This is a genomic window from [Chlorobium] sp. 445 (assembly GCA_002763895.1).
In the GTDB taxonomy this organism is placed as follows: Bacteria; Bacteroidota; Chlorobiia; order Chlorobiales; family Thermochlorobacteraceae; genus Thermochlorobacter.
The window spans coordinates 76,839-98,669 of record NSLH01000006.1; the positions used below are offsets into that span (position 1 = coordinate 76,839).

Annotated in this window: 16 protein-coding genes and 2 pseudogenes; 4 read left to right on the forward strand and 14 right to left on the reverse strand. The window is 47.0% G+C overall.

Translation table 11 applies throughout. From position 1 onward, the window contains the following. Position 1: 1 nt before the first annotated feature. The 11 genes and pseudogenes from CMR00_04000 to CMR00_04050 all read right to left on the reverse strand — a co-directional run bounded on the left by CMR00_04000 (position 2) and on the right by CMR00_04050 (position 11,989). Positions 2-1,168, reverse strand: a complete 1,167-nt coding sequence (locus CMR00_04000; protein PIO48644.1) for a hypothetical protein — start codon at positions 1,166-1,168, stop codon at positions 2-4. Positions 1,169-1,407: 239 nt separating this feature from the next. Continuing rightward, positions 1,408-3,686: pseudogene (locus CMR00_04005) on the reverse strand (aconitate hydratase). A gap of 128 nt (positions 3,687-3,814) precedes the next feature. Continuing rightward, on the reverse strand, positions 3,815-4,654 hold the full coding sequence (locus tag CMR00_04010) for an acetyl-CoA carboxylase carboxyl transferase subunit beta (protein PIO48645.1): 840 nt from the start codon (positions 4,652-4,654) through the stop codon (positions 3,815-3,817). Positions 4,655-4,747: 93 nt separating this feature from the next. After that, on the reverse strand, positions 4,748-6,328 hold the full coding sequence (locus CMR00_04015; GenBank protein PIO48646.1) for a phosphoglycerate dehydrogenase: 1,581 nt from the start codon (positions 6,326-6,328) through the stop codon (positions 4,748-4,750). Positions 6,329-6,387: 59 nt separating this feature from the next. Next, a complete protein-coding gene (gene bshB1, locus CMR00_04020) occupies positions 6,388-7,113 on the reverse strand; it encodes a bacillithiol biosynthesis deacetylase BshB1 (GenBank protein ID PIO48647.1) in 726 nt (241 codons plus the stop codon). 18 nt (positions 7,114-7,131) lie between these two features. Then, positions 7,132-7,350, reverse strand: a complete 219-nt coding sequence (locus CMR00_04025; protein ID PIO48648.1) for a hypothetical protein — start codon at positions 7,348-7,350, stop codon at positions 7,132-7,134. Beyond that, entirely contained in the window at positions 7,313-8,326 is a 1,014-nt protein-coding gene (locus CMR00_04030; GenBank protein ID PIO48649.1) for a hypothetical protein, read from the reverse strand. The genes CMR00_04025 and CMR00_04030 overlap by 38 nt, the downstream gene beginning before the upstream one ends. Before the next feature lie 62 nt (positions 8,327-8,388). Beyond that, positions 8,389-8,772, reverse strand: coding sequence for a hypothetical protein (locus tag CMR00_04035; GenBank protein ID PIO48650.1), 384 nt, complete (start codon positions 8,770-8,772; stop codon positions 8,389-8,391). Then, entirely contained in the window at positions 8,765-9,217 is a 453-nt protein-coding gene (locus CMR00_04040) for a hypothetical protein (GenBank protein ID PIO48651.1), read from the reverse strand. Before CMR00_04040 ends, CMR00_04035 begins: the two co-directional genes overlap by 8 nt. After that, the gene (locus CMR00_04045; GenBank protein PIO48652.1) at positions 9,142-9,537 is read right to left on the reverse strand and encodes a hypothetical protein; all 396 of its coding nucleotides are present in this window, start codon (positions 9,535-9,537) and stop codon (positions 9,142-9,144) included. The genes CMR00_04040 and CMR00_04045 overlap by 76 nt, the downstream gene beginning before the upstream one ends. Further along, on the reverse strand, positions 9,518-11,989 hold the full coding sequence (locus CMR00_04050; protein PIO48653.1) for a hypothetical protein: 2,472 nt from the start codon (positions 11,987-11,989) through the stop codon (positions 9,518-9,520). The genes CMR00_04045 and CMR00_04050 overlap by 20 nt, the downstream gene beginning before the upstream one ends. Positions 11,990-12,278: 289 nt before the next feature. Here CMR00_04050 and CMR00_04055 point away from each other — a divergent pair, with 289 nt between their 5' ends. The 4 genes from CMR00_04055 to rny all read left to right on the forward strand — a co-directional run bounded on the left by CMR00_04055 (position 12,279) and on the right by rny (position 17,398). Next, positions 12,279-14,705 carry a phenylalanine--tRNA ligase subunit beta gene (locus CMR00_04055; protein ID PIO48654.1) on the forward strand — a complete coding sequence of 809 codons (2,427 nt, stop codon included), beginning with the start codon at positions 12,279-12,281 and terminating at the stop codon, positions 14,703-14,705. 94 nt (positions 14,706-14,799) lie between these two features. Then, a complete protein-coding gene (locus CMR00_04060) occupies positions 14,800-15,120 on the forward strand; it encodes a hypothetical protein (protein PIO48655.1) in 321 nt (106 codons plus the stop codon). A gap of 45 nt (positions 15,121-15,165) precedes the next feature. Beyond that, positions 15,166-15,444 (forward strand): cell division protein ZapA, encoded by a 279-nt coding sequence (locus CMR00_04065; GenBank protein PIO48656.1) that lies wholly within the window; start codon positions 15,166-15,168, stop codon positions 15,442-15,444. 367 nt (positions 15,445-15,811) lie between these two features. Continuing rightward, entirely contained in the window at positions 15,812-17,398 is a 1,587-nt protein-coding gene (gene rny, locus CMR00_04070) for a ribonuclease Y (GenBank protein PIO48657.1), read from the forward strand. Positions 17,399-17,595: 197 nt separating this feature from the next. Here the strand turns inward: rny and CMR00_04075 are convergent, their stop codons facing one another. The 3 genes and pseudogenes from CMR00_04075 to CMR00_04085 all read right to left on the reverse strand — a co-directional run bounded on the left by CMR00_04075 (position 17,596) and on the right by CMR00_04085 (position 21,802). Beyond that, complete coding sequence (locus tag CMR00_04075) at positions 17,596-17,862, reverse strand: twin-arginine translocase TatA/TatE family subunit (GenBank protein ID PIO48658.1); 267 nt, start codon at positions 17,860-17,862, stop codon at positions 17,596-17,598. A gap of 85 nt (positions 17,863-17,947) precedes the next feature. Beyond that, positions 17,948-18,373: a molecular chaperone DnaK gene (locus CMR00_04080; protein ID PIO48667.1), complete on the reverse strand. Its 426-nt coding sequence runs from the start codon at positions 18,371-18,373 to the stop codon at positions 17,948-17,950. 200 nt (positions 18,374-18,573) lie between these two features. After that, positions 18,574-21,802: pseudogene (locus tag CMR00_04085) on the reverse strand (isoleucine--tRNA ligase). Between the last annotated feature and the right edge of the window lie 29 nt (positions 21,803-21,831).

Consider the following 21,831-nt stretch of genomic DNA (forward strand, 5'->3'; position numbering starts at 1 on the left):
TCTAATTCTGCGCGTGCAAGTCGTGCATCATTGCGAAATCCGGAAAAATTGGCACAGAAAGCTGCAAGCCTGCAGCAAGGTTTGTTCCCCATTGATATGAGCCAATGTTGAAGTTTGTTTGCAGTGTCAGCACTTGGGCTTGAACGAAGGCATCAAGCGTGGGTAAAAAATTCGAGAACTCTGCTGCGACTTGCTCTTCACTGGCACGCACGCGCAATTGCAACTGTCTCACTTCTGGACGCTTTGCCAAGGCTTCTTGGTAGGCGGTTGAAAAATCTATATCAGGCGCGGCATCATCGAATTTGAGTGCGTCAGTCAGTTCCAGCGTTTCATTTGCAGGCAACCCTATTTTGACTTTCAGTGCAATTTTTGCTGTCTCTACGCCATTGAGGGCTTTGATAAGTTGCGGGCGCAAGTTTTCAAGCGCAACAAAGGCACGCAGCGTGTCAATGTCTGCTGCTAGTCCTTGTCTGTAGAGTTGGCGTACATCTTGCAGGGCAAGTTCATTTCGTGCGATACTCTGCTCAATCAGCTTTGCCGATTCTTGGGCAATAAGCACGTCGTAATAGGCTTTTTTGACGTCTGTGATTGTTTTTGCTCGTTCATTGATATAGGCTTCTTCGCTGATTTCATTCACGACTGATGAAGCACGAATGCCTGCCCAGATAGCACCACGATAAATCGGCTGCGTGAATTGTAGTGTCGCATTGATGCTGTTGATACCTGTCGCGACAATTTGCGTTGGTACAGTTGAGCCACCGCCCCCTGCGCCCGGCAGTCCGCCAAATCCTGCTGGAAAGATAAAGAAGTTGGTGTTGCGAAAACTGTGTGCAAATTGTCCAGTAAGATTAAGTGCAGGATAGACATTGCCCCATGCTTCGCGTACCGATTGCTCTGACTTTTCACGCTCCAATTTTGCCACCTTTAACTCACGGTTAAATTCCAAGGCAAGTGAGAGCGCATCGTTCAAAGAAAGACGGCGCGTTTGAGCTTCTGCAGCACTGATAAATGCAAGTAACAGCGTGCAGACGGTTAGAAATAACCTGATTGATACCTGATGAATGCGTATGCCAAACATTATTTTTTTGAGCGTTTTTATAGTGGTTATTGAGTAGTGGTTATTGAGACTCAGCCACACGCGCACGCCGCATCTGGCAATGCGCTGCAACTTATCATCATCCTTAATAACTGCAAATGACTTTGAGTTATAAACTGACTTGCGGTCAGCAAAAACGGTGAAGTCTGCCCAAAAGTTTCACACGCTCTAAAAAAATGTGCCAAATACCTGCGGTTCAGGATAGGGAAAGCAGATAGCAGAGAGGGCTAAACTTCGAATTGAGGGGAAGCATGCGGCTTTAGAGTTTGAGAGCCGCATCGCTGCGACTCTCTTTGCTCTCTCATCATGCTTTAGGCTTCTTGCTGCTGTTGCAACCGCTGTTTCATCAAGTTCAGTGCGGAGCCTGCCTTAAACCACTCGATTTGTATCTCGTTGTAACTGTGATTTGCAAGGATTTCCTCGCTTGTGCCGTCTTTGTGGTGTAGCACAATTGTGAGGGGTTTGTTTGGCGCAAAACTTGTCAGTCCCAGAATGTCAATCGTATCGTCTTCTTGGATTTTGTTGTAGTCGTCTTTGTTTGCAAAGGTCAGCGCCAGCATACCTTGCTTTTTGAGATTTGTTTCGTGAATACGTGCGAAGGATTTTACTAGCACAGCACGTACGCCTAAGTATCGCGGCTCCATTGCGGCATGTTCTCGCGAAGAGCCTTCGCCGTAATTTTCATCGCCGACAACAATTGAGCCAATACCCTTGGCTTTGTATTGACGCTGCACTTTCGGCACGGACTCGTACTGCCCTGTCAATTGATTTTTCACGCAGTCTGTTTTGTTGTTAAAGAAGTTCGTGGCACCAATGAGCAAGTTGTTGGAAATGTTATCGAGATGCCCACGATATTTGAGCCATGGTCCTGCCATAGAGATGTGGTCGGTAGTGCACTTGCCTTTGACTTTGATGAGCAGTTTCAGACCTTTGAGGTCTGTGCCTTCCCATGCGGGAAATGGCTCCAAGAGTTGTAACCGCTCTGATTTTGGATCGACCACCACCTTGATGTCTGTGCCATCTGCTGCGGGCGGCACATAGCCTGACTCTTTGACAGCAAAGCCTTGTGGCGGCAGTTCTAATCCTTTTGGCTCATCGAGTTTGACTTCTTTGCCTTCTTCATTAGTCAGCGTATCTGTGAGAGGATTGAAAGTTAATCGTCCTGCAATCGCCAGTGCCGTTACGATTTCAGGTGAGGCGACAAAGGCATGTGTATTCGGATTGCCATCGTTGCGTGCGGAGAAGTTACGGTTAAACGAAGTGATGATAGAGTTTTTCTCTTGCTTTTCAGAGCCATGACGTGCCCACTGCCCAATGCAGGGTCCACACGCGTTAGCGAGCACGACGCCACCAATTTTCTCAAAATCACCTAACAAGCCATCGCGCTCGATGGTGTAACGAATTTGCTCCGAGCCAGGCGTGATGGTAAATTCCGATTTTACTTTGAGTTTTTTTTCGACGGCTTGACGCGCCAGTGAGGCTGCTCGCGTGATATCTTCGTAAGAAGAGTTTGTGCAAGAGCCAATCAATCCCACCTCCAACTTTTCGGGCCAGCCATTTTTCGGACTTCTTCTGCGAATTTTGACAGCGGCGTAGCTCGATCGGGCGTAAAAGGACCATTGATGTGCGGCTCTAATTCGGAGAGATTGATTTCAATGACTTGGTCAAAGAACTTTTCAGGCTGAGCATACACTTCGGCATCACCTGTGAGATGTTCGGCAATTTTATCAGCGGCTTCAGCAACATCGGCGCGTCCTGTCGCCACAAGGTAGCGCCGCATAGCTTCATCATAGCCGAAGACCGATGTAGTTGCCCCAATTTCTGCGCCCATATTAGCAATGGTTCCTTTGCCAGTGCAGGAGATTGATGTGGCGCCCTCGCCGAAATACTCGAGAATGTATCCTGTTCCGCCTTTGACGGTCAAGATACCGGCGACTTTCAAAATCACATCTTTAGCTGACGCCCAGCCGCTTAATTTGCCTGTGAGTTTCACACCAATAAATTTCGGGAAGCGCAATTCCCATGGCATGCCTGCCATCACGTCGACGCAATCGGCGCCGCCCACGCCAATGGCAATCATTCCTAAGCCGCCAGCATTCACCGTATGTGAATCTGCCCCAATCATCATGCCGCCCGGGAAGGCATAGTTCTCCAAAATGACTTGGTGGATGATACCTGCGCCCGGTTTCCAAAACCCAATACCGTACTTGCTCGAAGCGGAGGCTAAAAAGTCATAGACTTCTTTGTTGGTTTGCAACGCCGCTTGCAAATCGGGCTCTGAACCAGACTGTGCCACAATTAGATGGTCGCAGTGCACAGTTGTTGGTACTGCCACTTTTGGAATACCTGCTTGAGCAAATTGCAAGAGTGCCATTTGTGCAGTAGCATCTTGCATTGCGACTCGATCAGGCATAAACTCGACATATGATTTTCCTCGCTCATATTCTACAGTAGCATTACCTTGTGCAAGGTGGCTGTAAAGGATTTTTTCAATCAGCGTCATGGGTCGTCTCAGTACGCTGCGCGCCGCCGCAATGCGCTCTGGAATTTCGCGGTATCTTTCGCGGATGATGTCGATATCGAAGGCCATAAGGATACTCCTTAGTTGAGTTGTAAAACAGGCAGGGTAAGATTTTCCTTCTACAGCGAGAATTTACGCGTAAAAATGTAGTTTTGAAACTTCGAGCGACTGTCTTTTTTTCTTAGTTTTTCTTTGTGTTAATCGCAAATAAGGCTCAGCAGCTGCTCAATTTTGTGTTTCAATTCTTTGCGCGGCACAATAAAATCAATAAAGCCGTGTTCTTGAATAAACTCTGCGGTTTGGAAGCCTTCGGGCAAGTCGCGCTTGATAGTTTCTTTAATCACTCTGGGACCGGCAAAGCCGATAAGTGCACCTGGTTCAGCAAGGTTGAAATCACCTAGCATTGCAAATGAGGCGGTCACACCGCCCGTGGTTGGATCGGTCATTAAGGAGATGTAAGGAATGCCTTTTTCGTGCAAGCGCGTGAGTTTGGCGGCTGTTTTTGCCATCTGCATCAGTGAAAGAGCAGCTTCCATCATTCGTGCACCGCCTGACTGCGAAATGATAATCAGCGGCGCATGACGCTCATAGCTTCTGTCAATTGCGCGCGAAATTTTTTCTCCTACAACAGAGCCCATTGAGCCACCAATAAAGCCGAAGTCCATTGCCGAGACAATGCATTCGCGACTGCCAATTGTGCCAATTGCTGTACGGCACGCATCCATCATCTTGGTCTTTTTGATGGTGGTTTCAATACGGTCAATGTAGCGCTTGGTGTCGACGAAGTTGAGTGGATCCGCAGATTTGAGATTTGCATCAAGTTCCTCGAACTTTTCTCTATCGAAGAGAATTTCAAAATACTTTTGCGGCGAAATTCGGAAATGATAACCACATTCGGGGCAAGTGTAGATGTTATCTTCAAGCTGCTTACGATGAATCATTGCACCACAGTTGTCACACTTTGTCCATAAGCCTTCAGGTGTATCGCGCTTTTGGTTAGTGAGAATCGCTGGTTTTGCTCGTTTATACCATGCCATAGCTCAGCCCTGATTTGCCCGTTTTAGTTAATACAAGATTTTGGACCTTGAAAATAACATGACTGACTTTGCTCTCAAAAGTGCCTCAATGTTTCACACCTTAATTAGCCGTGGTGAATAGACGCCTTCGACTTCGCTGATGCGTTTGAGGGTTACAGGTGAGATGGCTTCATCGAGGCAGATTGCGGTCAGTGCTTTAGTCTTTTCTTCGTTACGCGAGAGCGAGATATTCGCAATGTTAATGCTTGCGCGCAGCAACCGTGCCCCAACACGCGCCATCACGCCGGGCTTGTCGTCGTTGGTGTAAATCAAAATGTATCCCTCGGGTTTGAATTCACAGATAAAATGGTCATAGATCACCACGCGCATATCCTTTGCACCTAACACGACACCACCAAGCCGCTTTTTAGCTTCACTGGTTTCATACTCTACCACAATCAAGTTTTGATAATCGGGATGCTCTTTTTCATGTTGATGGTGCACAGCAAGCCCTAAGTCGCTTGCCATTGCAAAGACATTGATGTAGTTGATTTCTCGGTGTTGAATTTCATCGAGTAAGCCTTTGAGAGCTGCTGCTGAAATGGCTTCAGAGAACTTGCGCAGGAAGTCGCCATAGCTTGTAATCGTTATGGATTTCGGCGTGCCATCTAAGAGTTGTGCACACATTGCCCCCAGTTTTTCTGCAAGTGCCAGATGCACTTTTACTTCGGTCTTTTGTGCCAGTTCAACCGTTGTGGCATTTACTGCGCCAACCAGTGCGCCTGTCTTTTTCCACTCTACAATTTGCTGGGCAATCTGAATAGCCACTTTTTCCTGTGCTTCAACGGTTGAGGCAGCAATGTGCGGTGTTACAATCACGTTTTCAAGTTTGAGCAAGGGGTTATCAGGCAAGAGCGGCTCTACTTCAAACACATCAAGTGCTGCGGCAGCGACTTTGCCTGATGCCACAGCCTCTGCCAAATCTTGCTCATTGATAATACCACCGCGCGCACAATTGATAATGCGCACACCTGGCTTCATCAGTGCCAAGGTCTCTGCGCAAATTAGGTTACGTGTGGCTTCACTATACGGGGTGTGGATTGTGATAAAATCTGCTTTGCGCCAGAGTTCTTCGAGCGGGAGGAGTTGAATATCGAGCTTGCTTGCCATTTCCTGCGAGACCATCGGGTCAAATGCGATGATGTGCATACCGAAGGCTTGCATGCGCAAGGCGACTTCACGTCCGATTTTGCCTAGCCCAACTACAGCCAGTGTCTTGCCTTCCAGTTCGCGCCCGAGCCACTTCTTTTTATCCCAAATGCCTTGCTTGAGTTCGGCATGTGCTTGTGGCAGCAAGCGAGCTACGGCTAAAATCATCGCGCAGGTGTGCTCCGCCGCTGAAATCGTGTTACCGCCGGGCGTATTCATCACGATAATCCCTTTGCGTGTCGCAGCATCAAGGTCGATATTATCGACGCCCGCGCCAGCTCTGCCAATGAGTTTGAGTTTATTTGCGCACTCTAAAATATCGCCTGTCAGTTTAGTTGCACTTCTGACCAGCACGACCTCATAGTCTCTAATTTCTGATTTAAGTTCATCTTTGGAGAGCTTTTGCTTTTCTATGACCTCAAAGCCTTCTTGACGCAAAATTTCCCCACATTTTTTTTCAATGTTGTCTAAAATGAGCGTTTTCATAGATGGTATTTTTATGTGTGAAACGCAAAGATACGAATTGCTGAGGGACTGCGCTTAACTTAGCAAAAAACGCTCGAGAAATGCTTTACGGGCAGAATGCTGGCATACACAAATCCTTCGCCATAGCGTGCACCGATAAGTTCACCAAAGTACTTGGCGCGAGCGTCCAGCGCTTCTAAAAATTCTTTGCGTGAAATATGTGTCTCGGGCTCTTTGGAGTTCGGATCATAAAACTGCGACTTAAATGCCATCACGGCTTTGCGCGAGGCTTCAAATGTATCGGAGACATCCACGATAAAACTCGGCAACATAAATCGATCTTGCAGATAGTACAGCAGGTATTTCGGTCGATGCCGCTCTTGGATTTTGCCGTTGTCCTTAGTTTTGATTTTGATGAGACCCGAGTAGAAGCAGGCATCGGTGATGAGTTTAGCGGCGCGTTCATGATCAGGATGGCGCTCGATAGGCTGGGGTGCAAAGACCACCGTTGGTCGATAGCGGCGAAGGATACGAATGACTTTGAGCAGGTTTTCGTGCGAGTTTTCGAAACGAGTGTCGCCTAAATTCAGATTGATGCGTTCCGTGTAGCCCAGATGCTGTGCAGCCTCTGCAGCTTCTTTTCGCCGAAGTGTGCGTGTACCACGCGACCCCATTTCACCTTCTGTCAAATCGCACGCCACGACTGGCTTACCTTCTTGGCGAAGTTTAAGCATCGTTGCCGAGCAAGCAATTTCAATATCATCAGGATGTGCCCCAAAAGCTAAAGCATAAATGTACTCAGACATTTTGACTAGCAGATGTGGTTAGTAGGCGATACGGTTGCGTCCAGCTGTTTTTGCTTCGTAGAGTTTTGTATCGGCTGTGCTTAGCAGCTGCTGCACTGTTTTTTTAGCGGTGCTCTCGGCAAGCCCGAAACTCATCGTTACATGTAGCCGTTCAGAAATGCCTTCCCAGTAGTACGACTCCAGGCTGGCACGAATTTTCTCACAGGCAATCACAGCGTTTTTGAAGCAAGGTTTCAGGGAAAATTAAAGCAAACTCTTCGCCGCCATAGCGCGCCACCATATCTGCACTACGAGAGTTCTGGCGAAGAATATGTGCAATGATTTTCAGGACTTCATCACCAACTTGATGTGAATACGCATCATTGATTTGCTTGAAGAAATCCACGTCGGCAATTGCAACTGTCATTACGCAGCCATAGCGACGCGTACGCTCAAATTCACGCTGCACACTCTCATCAAAATAGCGGCGATTGTAGACGCCTGTTAATCCATCGGTGATGGCTTGCAGCAAGAGTTGTTCAGTTTGCTTGCGTAGCATGGCATTAATTTCAGTCAGCTCGAGCGTTTTGCGTCGATATTCTTCAGCTTCACGCTGTTTTTTTTCTAACTCATACTGCACTTGCAAACTTCTTAGGCGGCGATGATTTTCTTCGTTGAGCAGCGCACGCTCAATTACATGAAAGTTTTCGTAATGCTCGAGCGCAATCTTAAAATCGCCTTTGTATTTATGCACCAAAGCGAGCGCTTGATGCGCTGCAAAGAGCTGAGTTCTGCAATTTGCATTCTCTGCAAGTTTCAGTGCGCGGTAAAGTGATGTAGTAGCTTGCTCGTGCTGTTGCTGCGCAGCATAAAGTTTGCCAATGATAATCAGCGTTTCGGCAATGCTAGCTCGATCATTCAAGCTCTCTTTGATTTGAAGACTTTGAGAGAGCATTTCTAAAGCGCGCTTATAGTCTCTCATCTGACCATAGACTTCACCTGTATTTTGCAAAGCAATGGCTTCACCGATTCGGTCGTTCAAATGGCGAGCAATGTCCAGACTTTTTGCAAAGCACTCGAGCGCTTTTTTGTTCTCCCCTATTTTTCCATAGATACATCCAATGTTGCTAAAGACCCGTCCTTGACTCATACTGTCCTGAAGGCGCTGGTAGAGTTCAAGACTTTCTTGATAGTATCGCAAGGCATTTGGGAAATCTTGCAAGAGAAAATACACCGCGCCGATTGTCGCCAGCGCCGTTGCTTCACTTGCAAGACTGTGAATTTCTTGACTATACTTTAGACTACTGAACGCATGCTCGAGCGCTTGTGGGTATCGCCCAGTTGGCGATGCACGATGCTTAAGTTGTGCAGCACCGTAATGCTGCCTTCATAGTCTTCAAGCTCTTTGAATATCGCTAAGGCTTCTTTGAGGGCTTCGAGGGCTTTGTCATAATTTGCCAAACGCCAGTGGCAAATACCCATGTTTCGAAGGCTGTAGGCTTGCCCTGAGAGATAATTTTCTACTTTAGCCTGCTTACACGCTTCTTCAGCTGCTGACAGTGCACGGAGCGGCTCATGCGCCCACAGTTCCAGCACTGCTGCATTGAGTGCGTCTATTTTTGCAAATCCGTCTTCTGCTTTTTGAACAAACGTATCTGCTTCATTCATCTTTTTACTCATCCTGCTCTCCTGCCACTGGAAGTTTTACGCGGAATATACTGCCTTTATCTTTTCCTTCCGATTCTGCCCACACGGTGCCGCCGTGCAATTCAACAAGTTGTTTGACAATAGCCAGCCCCAATCCCGTTGAACTTTCCCCGCCTGTCGGTCGTGCTGAGAGACGCTGAAATTTGCCAAAAAGCTTTTGCATGTCCTCTTTCGTCAGCCCTTGACCTTCATCGCGCACACTAATCAGCACACTTTGCTCATCTTTTTTGCCATTGCTGTTTGTGATATGCTGCACCCTGACGCTGATGCTTTTACCTTCAGGACTGTATTTAATTGCGTTGGAAATTAAGTTATCCATCACTTCTCTCATTCGGTCTGGGTCTACAAACACAACGCAGCCCTGCTCACCTTGAAATGAGAGCACTTGGCGTTTATTTGAGCTTGGGTTTGGTTGCATGCGACCACCTCTTCAACCAGACGCGACAGGTCGCATCGCGTCTTATGCAATTCGATTTTACCTTCCTCAAGCGCTGCAGTCTTCAGCAGTCCATCAATGTTGCGCAGGATGCGTTCAGCAGCGCTAAGAATGCTCTGCACCATCAGGTAAATGTCAGAATTGGGCTCTATCTTTTCACGAATGAGCAGTGCAAAACCCAGCACGGATTGCAATGGATTTTTGAGGTCATGTGCGACAATGCCCAGTAGCTCGGTTTTCATACGGCTTGCTTCTTCAGCTTTTTGGCGCAAGACTTCAGCTTCATACCGTTTGATTTCCATTTCTTCGCGTGCTAACTGAGCTTCCTGCAGCGCAATCTCCAGACGCTGCTTTGCCGTTGCTAAATCGCGCGTGCGTCTTTCCACCAGCACAGCCAAGTCTTTTTCTCTCTGAATCACACTGGCGATGCGCCAGCGTAAAAATGCCTACACCAGTGAGGAGCACTGCCATCGCTATCAGTCCTGCAAACCACACCGTCTGGTAAAAAAATGGCTTTATAGTCAATGTGATTGCATCGCCTTGTTCATTCCAGATCCCATCGTTGTTGCACGCAATCACGCGAAATGTGTAAGTACTGGGCGGCAAGTTCGTGTAGTAAGCTGTGCGGCGCGTATCCGCCTCATTCCAAGTCTTGTCAAACCCTTCAAGTTGGTATCGAAACTTGACTTTTCTCGGCGCAAGGAGCGAAAGTCCAGCGTAGTGAAATTCCAGTTTGTTTGAGCCCGCTTCCAAAACCAGTTGCTCTGACTTTTCTCGGCGTTCGCCATCGACATAGATTTCTTCGATGTGCACAGGCGGTGGAATCAGGTTCTTTGGCAATTTTCTCGGATTTATTTGCACCGCCCCTTTTGCTGTCGGGAACCATAGCATGCCATCTCTGGTCTTGCATGCTGTAGCAGGCGTAATACCTTCATTGGTCTTCATGCCATCTTCTACACCAAAGGCACGCGAGTTGATTTGCGTTCGCTTGCCTTCCGCAAACTCATTGAGTTCAATTTTGCTTACACGAAAAATACCTGTGTTGCAGTTCATCCATAAATAGCCATCATCATCTTCTAAAATTTGAAAGACATCATTGCCATACAGACCGTTGCGTGAGGTGTAGGCGGTAATCTTCCCATCTTTGAGTCGTGAAAGCCCGCCAGATGTGCCTACCCAAAGCACCTTTTCTTGGTCTTCATACATACAAAACACAACATCACCCGATAAGCCGTCTCTTGAGGTGTAGGCAAAGAAGTTGCCGTTTTTGTAGGCGTTGAGCCCACCACCGTCAGTTGCAATCCAGAGCGTATTGTCGCTATCACACAAGAGTGAAATGATAGAATTGCTTGTCAGGCCAATTGTGGTCTTGAAGTTTGTGAATTTGCCATCTTTGTAGCGCGAAAGACCATGCACATTAGTGCCAATCCAGAGCGCACCGTCTTTGTCTTCGCAAATCGTGCGTGTGCCATTGTTTACCAATCCCTCTTTTTCAGTCAGAGCTTTGAAGGTCTTTCCATCGTAGTTTAGAATGCCACTGCCGAATGTTGCAATCCAGAATTTGCCATCACGTGCGCGTAGAAACGCACGAATGATGTCTACAGGTAATCCATTTTTCGTGGTGTAATTGCATATCTCTCCATCTTTCCAGTGCGTCATCCCATTGAAAGAGCCAAACCACAGCGAGCCATCTGAATCTTGATAAATCGAGTAAATCACATCGTCTATCAAGCCTTCAGACTTTGCAAACGTGAGAAATGTCCCATCGCGAAATCGGTTCAAGCCTGCGCGCGATGTGCCGAACCACAGACTTCCCTCACGATCTTCCATGAACGCATAAATCCGCACGCCTTCAAATCCGTCTTTCTCAGTGAAGTTCTCGAACCTGCCATCATAGAAGCGCGAAAGCCCGCGAATAGTGCCAATCCAGAGCGCCCCGCCCGAGTCTTGAAAAATAGAGTAGACCGATTCGCTGACCAGACCATCTTTTGGTGTGTAAGTTTGCCAGTGTGTCTGCTCGAAGCGAGAAATGCCTACATTTGTGCCAATCCAGATGTTACCATTTTTATCCTCGTAAATTGCTCGCACATAGTTATCAGGCAGCGCGGCGACACTCGTTTGACTTCGATACGTGTTGACCATTCCATTTTGCAAATGCCATAAGCCTAAGTCTGTGCCTGCCCACACATCTCCTCTCGAATCGACCATCACCGTATTGATGCTGTTACTAGGTAAACCATTGCTCACCGTGTAGGTCGTGAAGGTTTGAGTACTTAAATCTAACTTGCAGAGTCCTTTACGCGTGCCAATCCAGAGCCGATTAGAGAGCAAATCATAAGCCAGACTTGTAATGATATCACTGGGTAAGTTTTCTTGGGCTTGATAGTTACGAAATTTTCCTGCTTTCAGCGCGAGCAATCCACCACCATTTGTACCTATCCAAATTGTGCCGTCAGGTGTCTCACATAGCGTCAGTACCGTGCTGTTGCGAAATTCTGGCGTATTGCGCTGATTAAAGACAATGAACTTCGCCCCATCAAAACGAATCAGTCCATCATATGAACCTAACCAGATATACCCTTGATTCTCATTCTGATGCGTCTGCAAAATGGCTAAGACCGACTGATGTGGCAAACCGTCTTTCTTCTCCCATGTTTCATAGTTATACTGCGTGATTTTTTTCTTGGGATCCAGCGCTGCTGCTTCGTGAGCTGTAATTAGCAACGACAGCGCTATCCATACGCAGCATGCCACGTTGCAAAAACGTTTTTCTTTGTGACTCTTGTCGTAGAATACTCACAGTTCTAAACGCTCGCAGTTCTAAAAATTTTAGTCAGAAAGATACTTAAAGTTTCGGCTTCTTGGTGGCTCTGCCAAGCCTAGATAGGCTTTCATGCCGCTGCTGCTTGAGCCTTGCATTTACTTCACCCTTTGTACGTTGCACAAGGCACCGAATAGCTTCACGACATTACAGTTCGGCTTTACACTACTGCCTAAAGTTACGTATCTTTGTTGTTTGTGATTTCAAAAGACTTTCCTGGTTATGAAAATTTCACTCAACTGGCTTAAAACATTTGCCCCATCGCTGACGCTAAGCGAGCTTGAAATAGCGCAGCGTCTTACCTTGCTTGGCTTTGAGGTTGAACACATCGAGCATCTTGGTGCAAGTTTCAGTGGCGTGGTCATTGGTAAAGTCCTCAAATGCGATAAGCATCCTAACGCAGATAAATTGTCGGTCTGCACAGTCGATGTTGGGGCTGCCGATGCCTTGCAAATTGTCTGCGGGGCGCCGAATGTCGCCGTAGGTCAATACGTGCCTGTAGCGTTGGTTGGAGCAACCTTGCGTTTTTATAGCGGCCAGACACTCACGATTAAAAAATCCAAAATTCGTGGTGTTGAATCTGTGGGCATGATTTGCGCTGAAGATGAGCTTGGGCTTTCTGACAATCACGATGGTATTATGGTATTGAGCCAAGCCGATGGTGAGTTTCGTGTCGGCGAACCCTTTGAGAAGTATGTTGAGCGCGATGTCATCTTTGACCTTTCAATTACGCCGAACCGTCCCGACATGCTCTCGCATCTGGGTGTTGCGCGCGAGCTTGTTGGCATTACGGGCGTGCAGTTGCCTAGTTATCGTGCTTTGCCGTTCGTGCGTTCCTCCTCTCGCATTGTCGTCGAAGACCTTGCAGCATGTCCGCACTATGCTGCCGTTATCATTGAAGGCGTCAGAATTGCACCATCACCTGCATGGTTGCAGCATCGTCTCAAAGCTATTGGCTTACGCCCTATCAACAATGTCGTCGACATTACAAACTATGTGCTGCACGCTGTAGGTCAGCCGCTGCATGCGTTTGATTTAGACAAACTCCGTGAGCATCGCATTCGCGTGCGGACTGATATTGCCGGTGACTTTCTGACGCTCGATGGCAAGACACGTCGGCTTGAGCCTGGCATGATTATGATCTGCGATGCTGAAAAGCCTGTTGCAATTGGTGGGATTATGGGCGGCTTGCACTCTGAGATTTCTGATAGCACAACGCACGTGCTCTTGGAATCAGCCTATTTTAATCCCAGTCAGATTCGGCGGGCTGCCAAAAAATTAGGGCTCTCGACCGATGCCTCATATCGTTTTGAGCGCGGCGTTGACTGGGGGAACATTCGTGGCGCCGCCGCCATGGCAACGGCACTTATTGTGGAACTTGCAGGTGGACATGTTGTTGAAAGCACGGAAGTGCTGGCTCAGGAACGCGAGCGACTTCAGGTTACACTTCGACCGCATCGTGTCAATGCGTTTTTAGGCGCGTCAATTGAGCATGCTCAGATGGTTTCGATCCTCGTAGGCTTAGGCTTTGAAAAAATTGAACAAACCCCAGAGCACATTCGCTTTAGCGTTCCAAGTTGGCGAGTCGATGTTTCGGCTGAAGTTGATCTTATCGAGGAAATTGCACGTGTTTATGGCTATGATAACCTCATGCCAGCAGAAAAACTCACCTCGTCGTATCCCTCGCAGCGCCCTGAAAAAGAGCATTTTAACGACCGTGTGCGCAAGTTCATGATTGGCATGGGGTTTAAAGAAATCCTGACCAATCCGCTTCTAAGCCTGCCCGAAGCACAAATGTTTTCGGAGCGTGTGGTTTGCACGTTGAATCCGATTTCAGAAGATATGGCAGCGATGCGTCCAAGTCTGATTCCGTCGCTTCTGAGATGTGTGGCGCATAATCAAAATCTAAGCAATATGGATATGCGCATGTTTGAGATTGGACATACTTTTGAACGTGCCTCACCGGATGAACCGACGCTAGTTTCTGGTTACTGTGAGCGTGAAATGCTGGGCATTGCCATCACTGGCCGACGCTGGCCCCGCAGCTGGGCGCATCCAAATGATATGTCAGACTTCTTTGATCTTAAAGGCGCGGTCGAGGAGTTACTTCAGTGCTTACATCTACTTGAAAAATCAAAATTTATTCTTTATACTCATGGCAGTTTGCGTCTGGAAATAGATGCAAACTGCAATACGCCGTCTGGCAGTGTCTTTGCGGGAGTTCTGCAAATTGCGCCAAAAGAGTGGCTAGCAAAGCATGGCATTGAAAGAGAGGTTTTTATAGCTGAATTGGATATGAATGTTTTACGCAACTTGGCGGAATTTGAGTCTGAATACCGTGCTCCTGCAAAGTTCCCAGCAGTTACGCGCGACCTTGCGTTTTATGTGCCCAAGCATCTTGCATCGCATGATATTATGCAAGATCTTGCAAAAGCGCATCCGTTAATTGAACGGGTAGAACTTTTTGATGTCTACGATCCTACATTGCAAGCCAGCCGTACTGACATGGAAAGCCGACGCAGTCTTGCATTCTCGCTTAAACTTGTCAGCCGCGAGCGAACTCTGACAGAAGAGGAGATTAGCGCGCTGCTGGCAAAAGTCGTTAGGCAACTCGAATCCAAATATGGTGCGGAACTTCGCCAATCCTAAGTCAAGTGGCAAGTCGCAAAGTAGGATGAGGGTTGTGGTGCGCCTTAATTGCTGAGGTGGTTTTCTGATGTGAAAGTGGTTCGTTTGTCTAAAGATGAACAAGTCTAAAGAGATGGTTCAAAGTCCAGAGGCTGCACTCGCAGAGTTAGAGCAAGTTGTGCGCCACTTAGCATCGGAAAACTTAGCCCTGCGGCTCGAGAAAGAAGCGCTCAAGCAGCAACTCGATGAGCAACAGCGTGCGTTGCAAGCAGCAACTGCTCTTGCCTCTTTAGCTTCTCTTCCCGAGACCTCCCAGGCACCTTCGGCGGATTCTGGTGCATTGATCCTTTCAGCCATGGAGCGCCTGTATTTCAAGGAACGTCTGCAGCGCCTTTTGGAACTGGTCGATCTTGAACTACTTCGCCTCGATGGATAGCAAAGCCTGGACCTGTGAGTAATTTTATCACTTTATTTTTCTGCTATGGAACCGATCAAGGTGCGTGTGTTTGGTGAGGACTATCCCCTTTTGGTTGAAAACCGTGAGCTTACTGAGGCAGCTGCTCGGCAAGTTGATAGGCAGATGTATGAATATCGTCGCAAAGGGATAGATCTTAGCACTTCAAAAATTGCAATTTTGACAGCAATATCCTTTGCAGAAAAAGTCATTGAGTTAGAGCAACGCTTAGAGCAGCTTACCAGTAAAATTACAACACTTACACACGATATCCTGATTCAACATTCTGATATATCTAAACATTAAGGTATTTAGCTGGTAAAATTACTCATTGTTCTTTTTCATCATCGTTCCAACTCAGGCGTCACGCTTACAGGGTTTTATTACTTTCATCCGCACCAACGCTTGGGGTTGTGTCTTTGAAACAAAGAATCGTTGATTAAACGATTAGGGAGCTCATCTCTCGACGTTGAATGCAGGCCTCACCTATCCTCGCGATAGGATGCTGGTCACCGACCTTCGGTTTTAACCAGCGCAGTGGAAGCACGAGACGTGGAGGACGCACCCACTATGCCGGTCTGGATTCTTTGGACCGAACACAGCCCGAAGATTCGTGCGGATTTTTTATTTCGATAATTCTGACTTTTGCTAATGCAACTCAACACTTTGCCACATGGAAAACGTAATTAATATCTCCATCAATTTTATTCTCCTTGCCTTGACAGCCGTAGTCTTTTTTGTTATTGGATTTTTTGTCAGTCGCTACTTTTTAGACCGTGTTGGGACCACACGCATTCTTGAAGCGGAAGAACGCGCGGCGCAAATCATTCAAGAAGCCCAGCGTGAAGCTCAAGCGCAAAAAGATGCCAAAATGGAAGAAGTCAATGAAGAGTGGAGACGCAAGAAGCGCGAGTTTGAGCAAGAAGTGAATATCAAAAACAATAAGTTTGCGCAAGCCCAAAAGCAAGCGAAAGCTAAAGAAGACGCTTTGAACCGCCGCGCTGAACAACTTCAAAAGCGTGAGAAAGCGCTCGAGGAGCAGCAGAAAGAACTTCAACAAAAAATGCAGTTTGTCGAGCAGCGCAGCGCAGAACTTCAACACCTTATCGCTGAGCAAAACTTACGGCTCGAAAACCTTAGCGGCTTAAATGCTGAAGATGCCAAAGCCATGCTCATGGATAATCTTATTGCGAAAGCAAGAGAAGATGCCGCGGCAACCCTCAAAGCAATTCATGAGGAAACTTTAGCCAATGCCGAGAAAATCGCTGAAAATATTGTTCTCTCTGCTATTGAGCGCACTGCTCCCACACTGGCTATTGAGAACACAATCTCTGCTGTCCATCTCCAAAGTGATGAGCTTAAAGGTCGTATCATCGGGCGTGAAGGACGCAACATCAAAGCCTTTGAAAATGTGACAGGCGCAGAAATTATTGTCGATGATACTCCTGAAGTCGTTATCATTTCCTGCTTTGACCCGATTCGGCGTGAGCTTGCTAAAATTACTCTTCAAAAACTTCTTGTCGATGGCATTATTCACCCCGGCACGATTGAAAAGGCATATCAAGCAGCTCAAAAGGAACTCGATGAGCTCATTATAAGTACAGGCGAAGACGCGATTGTTCAACTTGGGATTCCAAACTTCCACCCCGATATTGTTCGGCTCATTGGCAAGATGAAGTTCCACACTAACTACGGGCAAAACTTGCTCAAACATTCGCTCGAAGTTGCCATGCTTGCAGGGTATATGGCAGCAGAACTTAAACTCGATGTCAAACTTGCCAAACGTGCCGGAATTTTGCACGACCTTGGCAAAGTGCTTGATTCACAAGAAGAGCCACACGGACCTGCCGCCGCAGAGTTTTTGAAAAAGTACAAAGAGTTGCCCATTGTGCTGAATGCGATTGCAGCACATCACAGCGATGTTCCTAAAGAGCATCCTATTGCTGAATTGATTGATGTGGCTAATGTGATGTCAGGCTCACGCCCCGGCTCACGTGGCGCGATTACGCCTGACGGCTATATCAAACGTCTTGAAAGTCTGGAAGAAATTGCGCGCAGTTTCCCAGGCGTGGTGCGCAGTTATGCACTTCAAGCTGGACGAGAAATTCGCGTCATTGTCGAGGGCGAACGCGTTGACGATCAGCAAGCCCATGCTTTGGCGCACGACATCGCTAACAAAATTATGACCTCTGTGCAGTACCCCGGTCAGATTAAAGTTACGGTCGTACGTGAGACACGTGCCGTCGCCTATGCTCGATAACTTTGCTCACACTGCAAGCGTTTGCTTGTTAGGAAATCATGGTGTTGACCGAAGGCAAAATTTAGCGGCACTTGCGCGCTACCCAAACAAAAAAGCACAAGGATAACCCTTGTGCTTTTTAACTGCCTTGAATCCACGGATTTTCTTGTCTGCCGCTCACTCTTGCTGCCCGTATGCTCTACGGTCTCTTATTGTAGCTACTTCTTTGAAGTATTGAGCAGTTCAGCCAGTTTTGCTTTTTCTTCGTCGCTCATCTGGCTGATCTTGTCTGCTAACTCTTTGTCTACGCTTTTTGGCATCTCTGCTACTTTGTTGATTTCTTCTTCTATGCCAGCTTGCGCACGCTTAAACTCATTGATTCCTTTGCCCAGTCCCCGTGCCAGTTCTGGCAATTTCTTTGCACCGAAGAAAATGAGGATGATGAGCAAAATAAGAAGCAGCTCTTGTCCGCCAAGTCCAAACATGGTGTTCCTCTAAGTTTTCAGCTAAGTTGAAAGAAACCATTCAATTTATACAAATTCGTCAGTTTTCCAATCTTTTTTTGAGTTTTCATTTACCACGATTTTTATACTCAATGCGCACAGCTGTATGCGGTACAGCTTCCAAGCGTTCTTTCGGAATCGGTAAGCCAGAGACTGCGCAGATGCCATAGGTACCATTTTTTATGCGCTCTAAGGCTTTATCGATATAACTCAGATAGCGTTCATCACGGGCGATAAACATAAAGTGCTGCTCCTTATCCATGGTCTCCGTGCCATGATCTGCCATGTGCATAGAGTAGCTTGAATTACTTTCTTCGTGATTATTGTCTTCGCTGTAAGCATTGCGCATGATTTCCAAATCACGCAAGACCTCTGCACGTTTTTGGAGTAAAATCTCTTCGAAGTGCTTAAGCTCTTCAGGTGTCAGATAGGTTTTGGTCAGGCGTTGCTCTTGCACGCTTTCATTTGCATCCGTTTGACTTGATGTTTTCACCTCTTTCGGTTTCACTACTTTCGTAGGCGCCGCTTCGACAGCGCTTTTTTTCTCCACCGATTTTGCACCTGCAAGCTTGGTAGATTTTGCTGCGGCTCTAATTTTAGGCGACTTTGCCACAACTTTTTTTGCCTTTGCGCCTTTTTTATCCTTTGCTGCCATTGCTCTTACTACGAATTGAGGTTAATGAAATTAAGACGCTATTTTTTTTCAAGTTCAATCGTACATCGTTCACCGTTAATCTCTTCTTCAAAACGCTTACCGCCATTGAGTGCGAAATCAATTTCTACCGCAAGTGTTTCATTTTGAATATAGGCTTTGTTATGCTCAATAGCTTTGTGCAATGCGGCAGAGGCTTCAACGCGTAAAATGATTCTATCGGTAATCTCCAAGCCACTTTCTTTTCGGCGTGCTTGAACCCGACTGACAAATTCACGTGCGGCACCCTCATCAAGAAGTTCTTCTGTCAGTTCAGTATCCAAAGCGACCGTAAGCTTCTGCGATTCATCGGATGCTACGAGCCATCCTTCTAAATCTTCCGATAAAATCTCTACATCTTCTCGTTCTACCTTTACGTGCCGTCCAGCCACCTCGAGTTCACATGCACCAGATTTTTCCAATCTTGAAATTTCCTGTGCCGACATCGCACGCACACGATTTGCGACCGCATTGACATCTTTACCAAATTTTTTGCCTAGTGTCTTGAAATTCGGCTTTGCTTTTTTACTCACAATACCCGACTCATCATCTACAAACTCAATTGTCTTGACATTGACTTCATCGCAAATGATGTCTTTTACTTTCTCAAGTTCGCGTCTTGTCTCACTTTCAAGTACAGGCAAGAGCATCCGTCGAAGCGGCTGACGCACCTTGATTTCGGCTTTTTTACGCAGCGAGAGTACCAGTGAGCAAATCGTTTGCGCTTTTTTCATCCGCTTCTCTAATGCTTTATCGATAGCGGCTTCTTCTACTTCAGGGAAGTAAGCCAGATGCACCGATTCGTAAGGCTCTTTCTGCGTTATGGTATTCAAATTGCGGTAAATCTCTTCAGCAATGAAGGGACAGAAGGGCGACACAAGTTTTGCTAATGTCACAAGACACTCATAGAGGGTTTGATAGGCGGCAAGTTTATCTGCGCCCATCTCTCCCTTCCAGAAGCGACGGCGTGAGCGACGGATATACCAATTTGAAAGATTATCTACTGCAAATTCCTCAATGAGCCGAGTGGCGCTGGTTGGATCATAATTTGCCAAGGCTTCATCGACACCTTTGATGAGCGTATTGAGTGCCGATAAAATCCACCGGTCCAGCTCGGTGCGTTCTGCGACTGGTAAGCGCTCTTCTTTGTATTCGAAGCCATCAACATTAGCATAGAGCGCAAAGAACTTATAGCTTTCAATAAAACTACGGAAGAATTTTCGTTGCTCTTCGACAATTTCATCTTCGTCAAAGGCTTTCGGTAGCCACACTGGACTGGAATTTACCAAATACCAACGCAGCGAATCTGCCCCATATTTATTCATCACGACAAAGGGGTCAACCACATTGCCCTTGGACTTGGACATTTTTTTGCTTGTGCTTGTCCAAAATATGCCCGTCCACAATTAGATTTTTAAAGGCGGGTTGGTCAAAAATCAGTGTTGCAATTGCATGCAGGGTGTAAAACCAGCCCCGCGTTTGGTCGACGGCTTCGCAGATGTAATCGGCTGGAAAGCTTTGTTCAAAGAGCTCGCGGTTCTCAAACGGATAATGATACTGTGCAAAGGGCATTGCGCCGGAGTCGAACCACACATCAATGAGTTCAGGGGTGCGCGTAAAGCGCTTGCCATTTTTGATAAAGTAAATTCTATCGACAAATGGCTTGTGCAAATCAAGTTCGACTAAACCTTGGTCTAAGGCATCACCAAGTTTGTAGGTTTTGCCATCAATGTCAATCAATCCTTCACGCAGCTCGGCAATGGAGCCAATGCAGAAGAGATTGCCGGAGGTATGGTCATCACCGATTTTGAAGTCTTCGGATACCCAAATAGGCAGCGGTGTGCCCCAGAAGCGTTCGCGTGAGAGCGCCCAGTCTTTGTTTTCTTCAAGCCAATTGCCGAAGCGTCCTGTGCCAATTTCAGGTGGCTGCCAGTTGATAGTTTTATTGAGTTCGACCATGCGCTTTGCGACCGCTGTTGTGCGGATATACCACGACTCGCGCGCATAGTACATCACGGGCACATCGTAGCGCCACGAAAAAGGATAACTGTGTGTAATTGTTTCTTTGCGCAGCAGTTTGCCGCTTTGCTTGAGTTCCGCAATGATTTCAGGATCAGCATCTTTGAAAAACTTCCCGCTATAGCGCGGCACCTCATCGGTGAATACCCCGTTGCGCGCAATGGGCTGATACATCGGCAAGCCATACTTCTTAGAAATTTCATAGTCATCGGCACCAAATGCTGGCGCACAATGCACAATGCCTGTACCATCCTCTGTAGAGACAAACTCGCCGAGTGTAACGAAAAACGCTTTTTCTTTCACTTTCAAATGCGGCAAGAGCTGCTCATACTCTACAAACTCCAGGGCTTTACCTTTGAACTCTTCAAGAATTTCAATTGGTGCACCATCCGATGATTCCTGCAACACACTGAGCCGGGCTTTGGCAAGCACATAGATTTCATCTTTAACTTTCACGCGCACATAATCAATTTCTGGATGAACAGCCAGACTGATGTTTGAAATCAGTGTCCATGGCGTTGTCGTCCAAGCAAGTAAATACTCGTTCTCTGCACCTTTGCGCTTGAACTTCACATAGACACTTGGATCTTTGACTTCTCTATAACCCAGCGCTAATTCGTGCGAACTGAGCACGGTTTCCGACTTGGGGTCTTGTGGTACGATTTTGTAGTCCTTGTAAATTAGCCCTTTGTCAAAGATTTGTTTTAAGCCCCACCAGACCGATTCGATGTAGTTATTGTCGCATGTGATGTAAGCGTTTTCAAGATCACACCAATACGCCATTTGGTCGGTAAGCTTGCCCCACCCTTCCTTATTGTCCTGAATATGGAAATAGACCAAGCGCCGTGCTTCCTGATTAAACTCTGCAATACCGTACGACTCCACGGCGGCTTTACTTTTCAGACCTAATTTTTTTTCAACGGCAATTTCCACAGGCAAGCCGTGTGTATCCCAACCTGCTTTGCGTGGCACGCAGTAGCCTTTGAGCGTTTTGTAGCGACAAATCAGGTCTTTCGTTGTACGGCTTAGCACATGATGCACCCCTGGTTTGCCATTGACTGTGGGCGGTCCTTCGTAGAATGTAAATCTTGGTGCGTGTGCACGCGTGGAGATACTTTTTTCAAAAATGCGATGTGCTTTCCAGAAGCCGAGAATATCGGTCTCAAGTGCGCTGTATGAAACGTCGGAGGGAAGTTCTTTGAACCTACGCATTACCGTAATTCTTGCTCTAAACTTACTTG

Excerpts from the sequence above, each read along its gene's own strand:
- CMR00_04010 (PIO48645.1), bottom strand. The coding sequence starts at position 4,654 with ATGGCATGGTATAAACGAGCAAAACCAGCGATTCTCACTAACCAAAAG.
- CMR00_04015 (PIO48646.1), bottom strand. The coding sequence starts at position 6,328 with ATGAAAACGCTCATTTTAGACAACATTGAAAAAAAATGTGGGGAAATT.
- bshB1 (PIO48647.1), bottom strand. The coding sequence starts at position 7,113 with ATGTCTGAGTACATTTATGCTTTAGCTTTTGGGGCACATCCTGATGAT.
- CMR00_04035 (PIO48650.1), bottom strand. The coding sequence starts at position 8,772 with ATGAGTAAAAAGATGAATGAAGCAGATACGTTTGTTCAAAAAGCAGAA.
- CMR00_04040 (PIO48651.1), bottom strand. The coding sequence starts at position 9,217 with ATGCAACCAAACCCAAGCTCAAATAAACGCCAAGTGCTCTCATTTCAA.
- CMR00_04045 (PIO48652.1), bottom strand. The coding sequence starts at position 9,537 with ATGGAAATCAAACGGTATGAAGCTGAAGTCTTGCGCCAAAAAGCTGAA.
- CMR00_04055 (PIO48654.1), top strand. The coding sequence starts at position 12,279 with ATGAAAATTTCACTCAACTGGCTTAAAACATTTGCCCCATCGCTGACG.
- CMR00_04060 (PIO48655.1), top strand. The coding sequence starts at position 14,800 with ATGAACAAGTCTAAAGAGATGGTTCAAAGTCCAGAGGCTGCACTCGCA.
- CMR00_04065 (PIO48656.1), top strand. The coding sequence starts at position 15,166 with ATGGAACCGATCAAGGTGCGTGTGTTTGGTGAGGACTATCCCCTTTTG.
- rny (PIO48657.1), top strand. The coding sequence starts at position 15,812 with ATGGAAAACGTAATTAATATCTCCATCAATTTTATTCTCCTTGCCTTG.
- CMR00_04075 (PIO48658.1), bottom strand. The coding sequence starts at position 17,862 with ATGTTTGGACTTGGCGGACAAGAGCTGCTTCTTATTTTGCTCATCATC.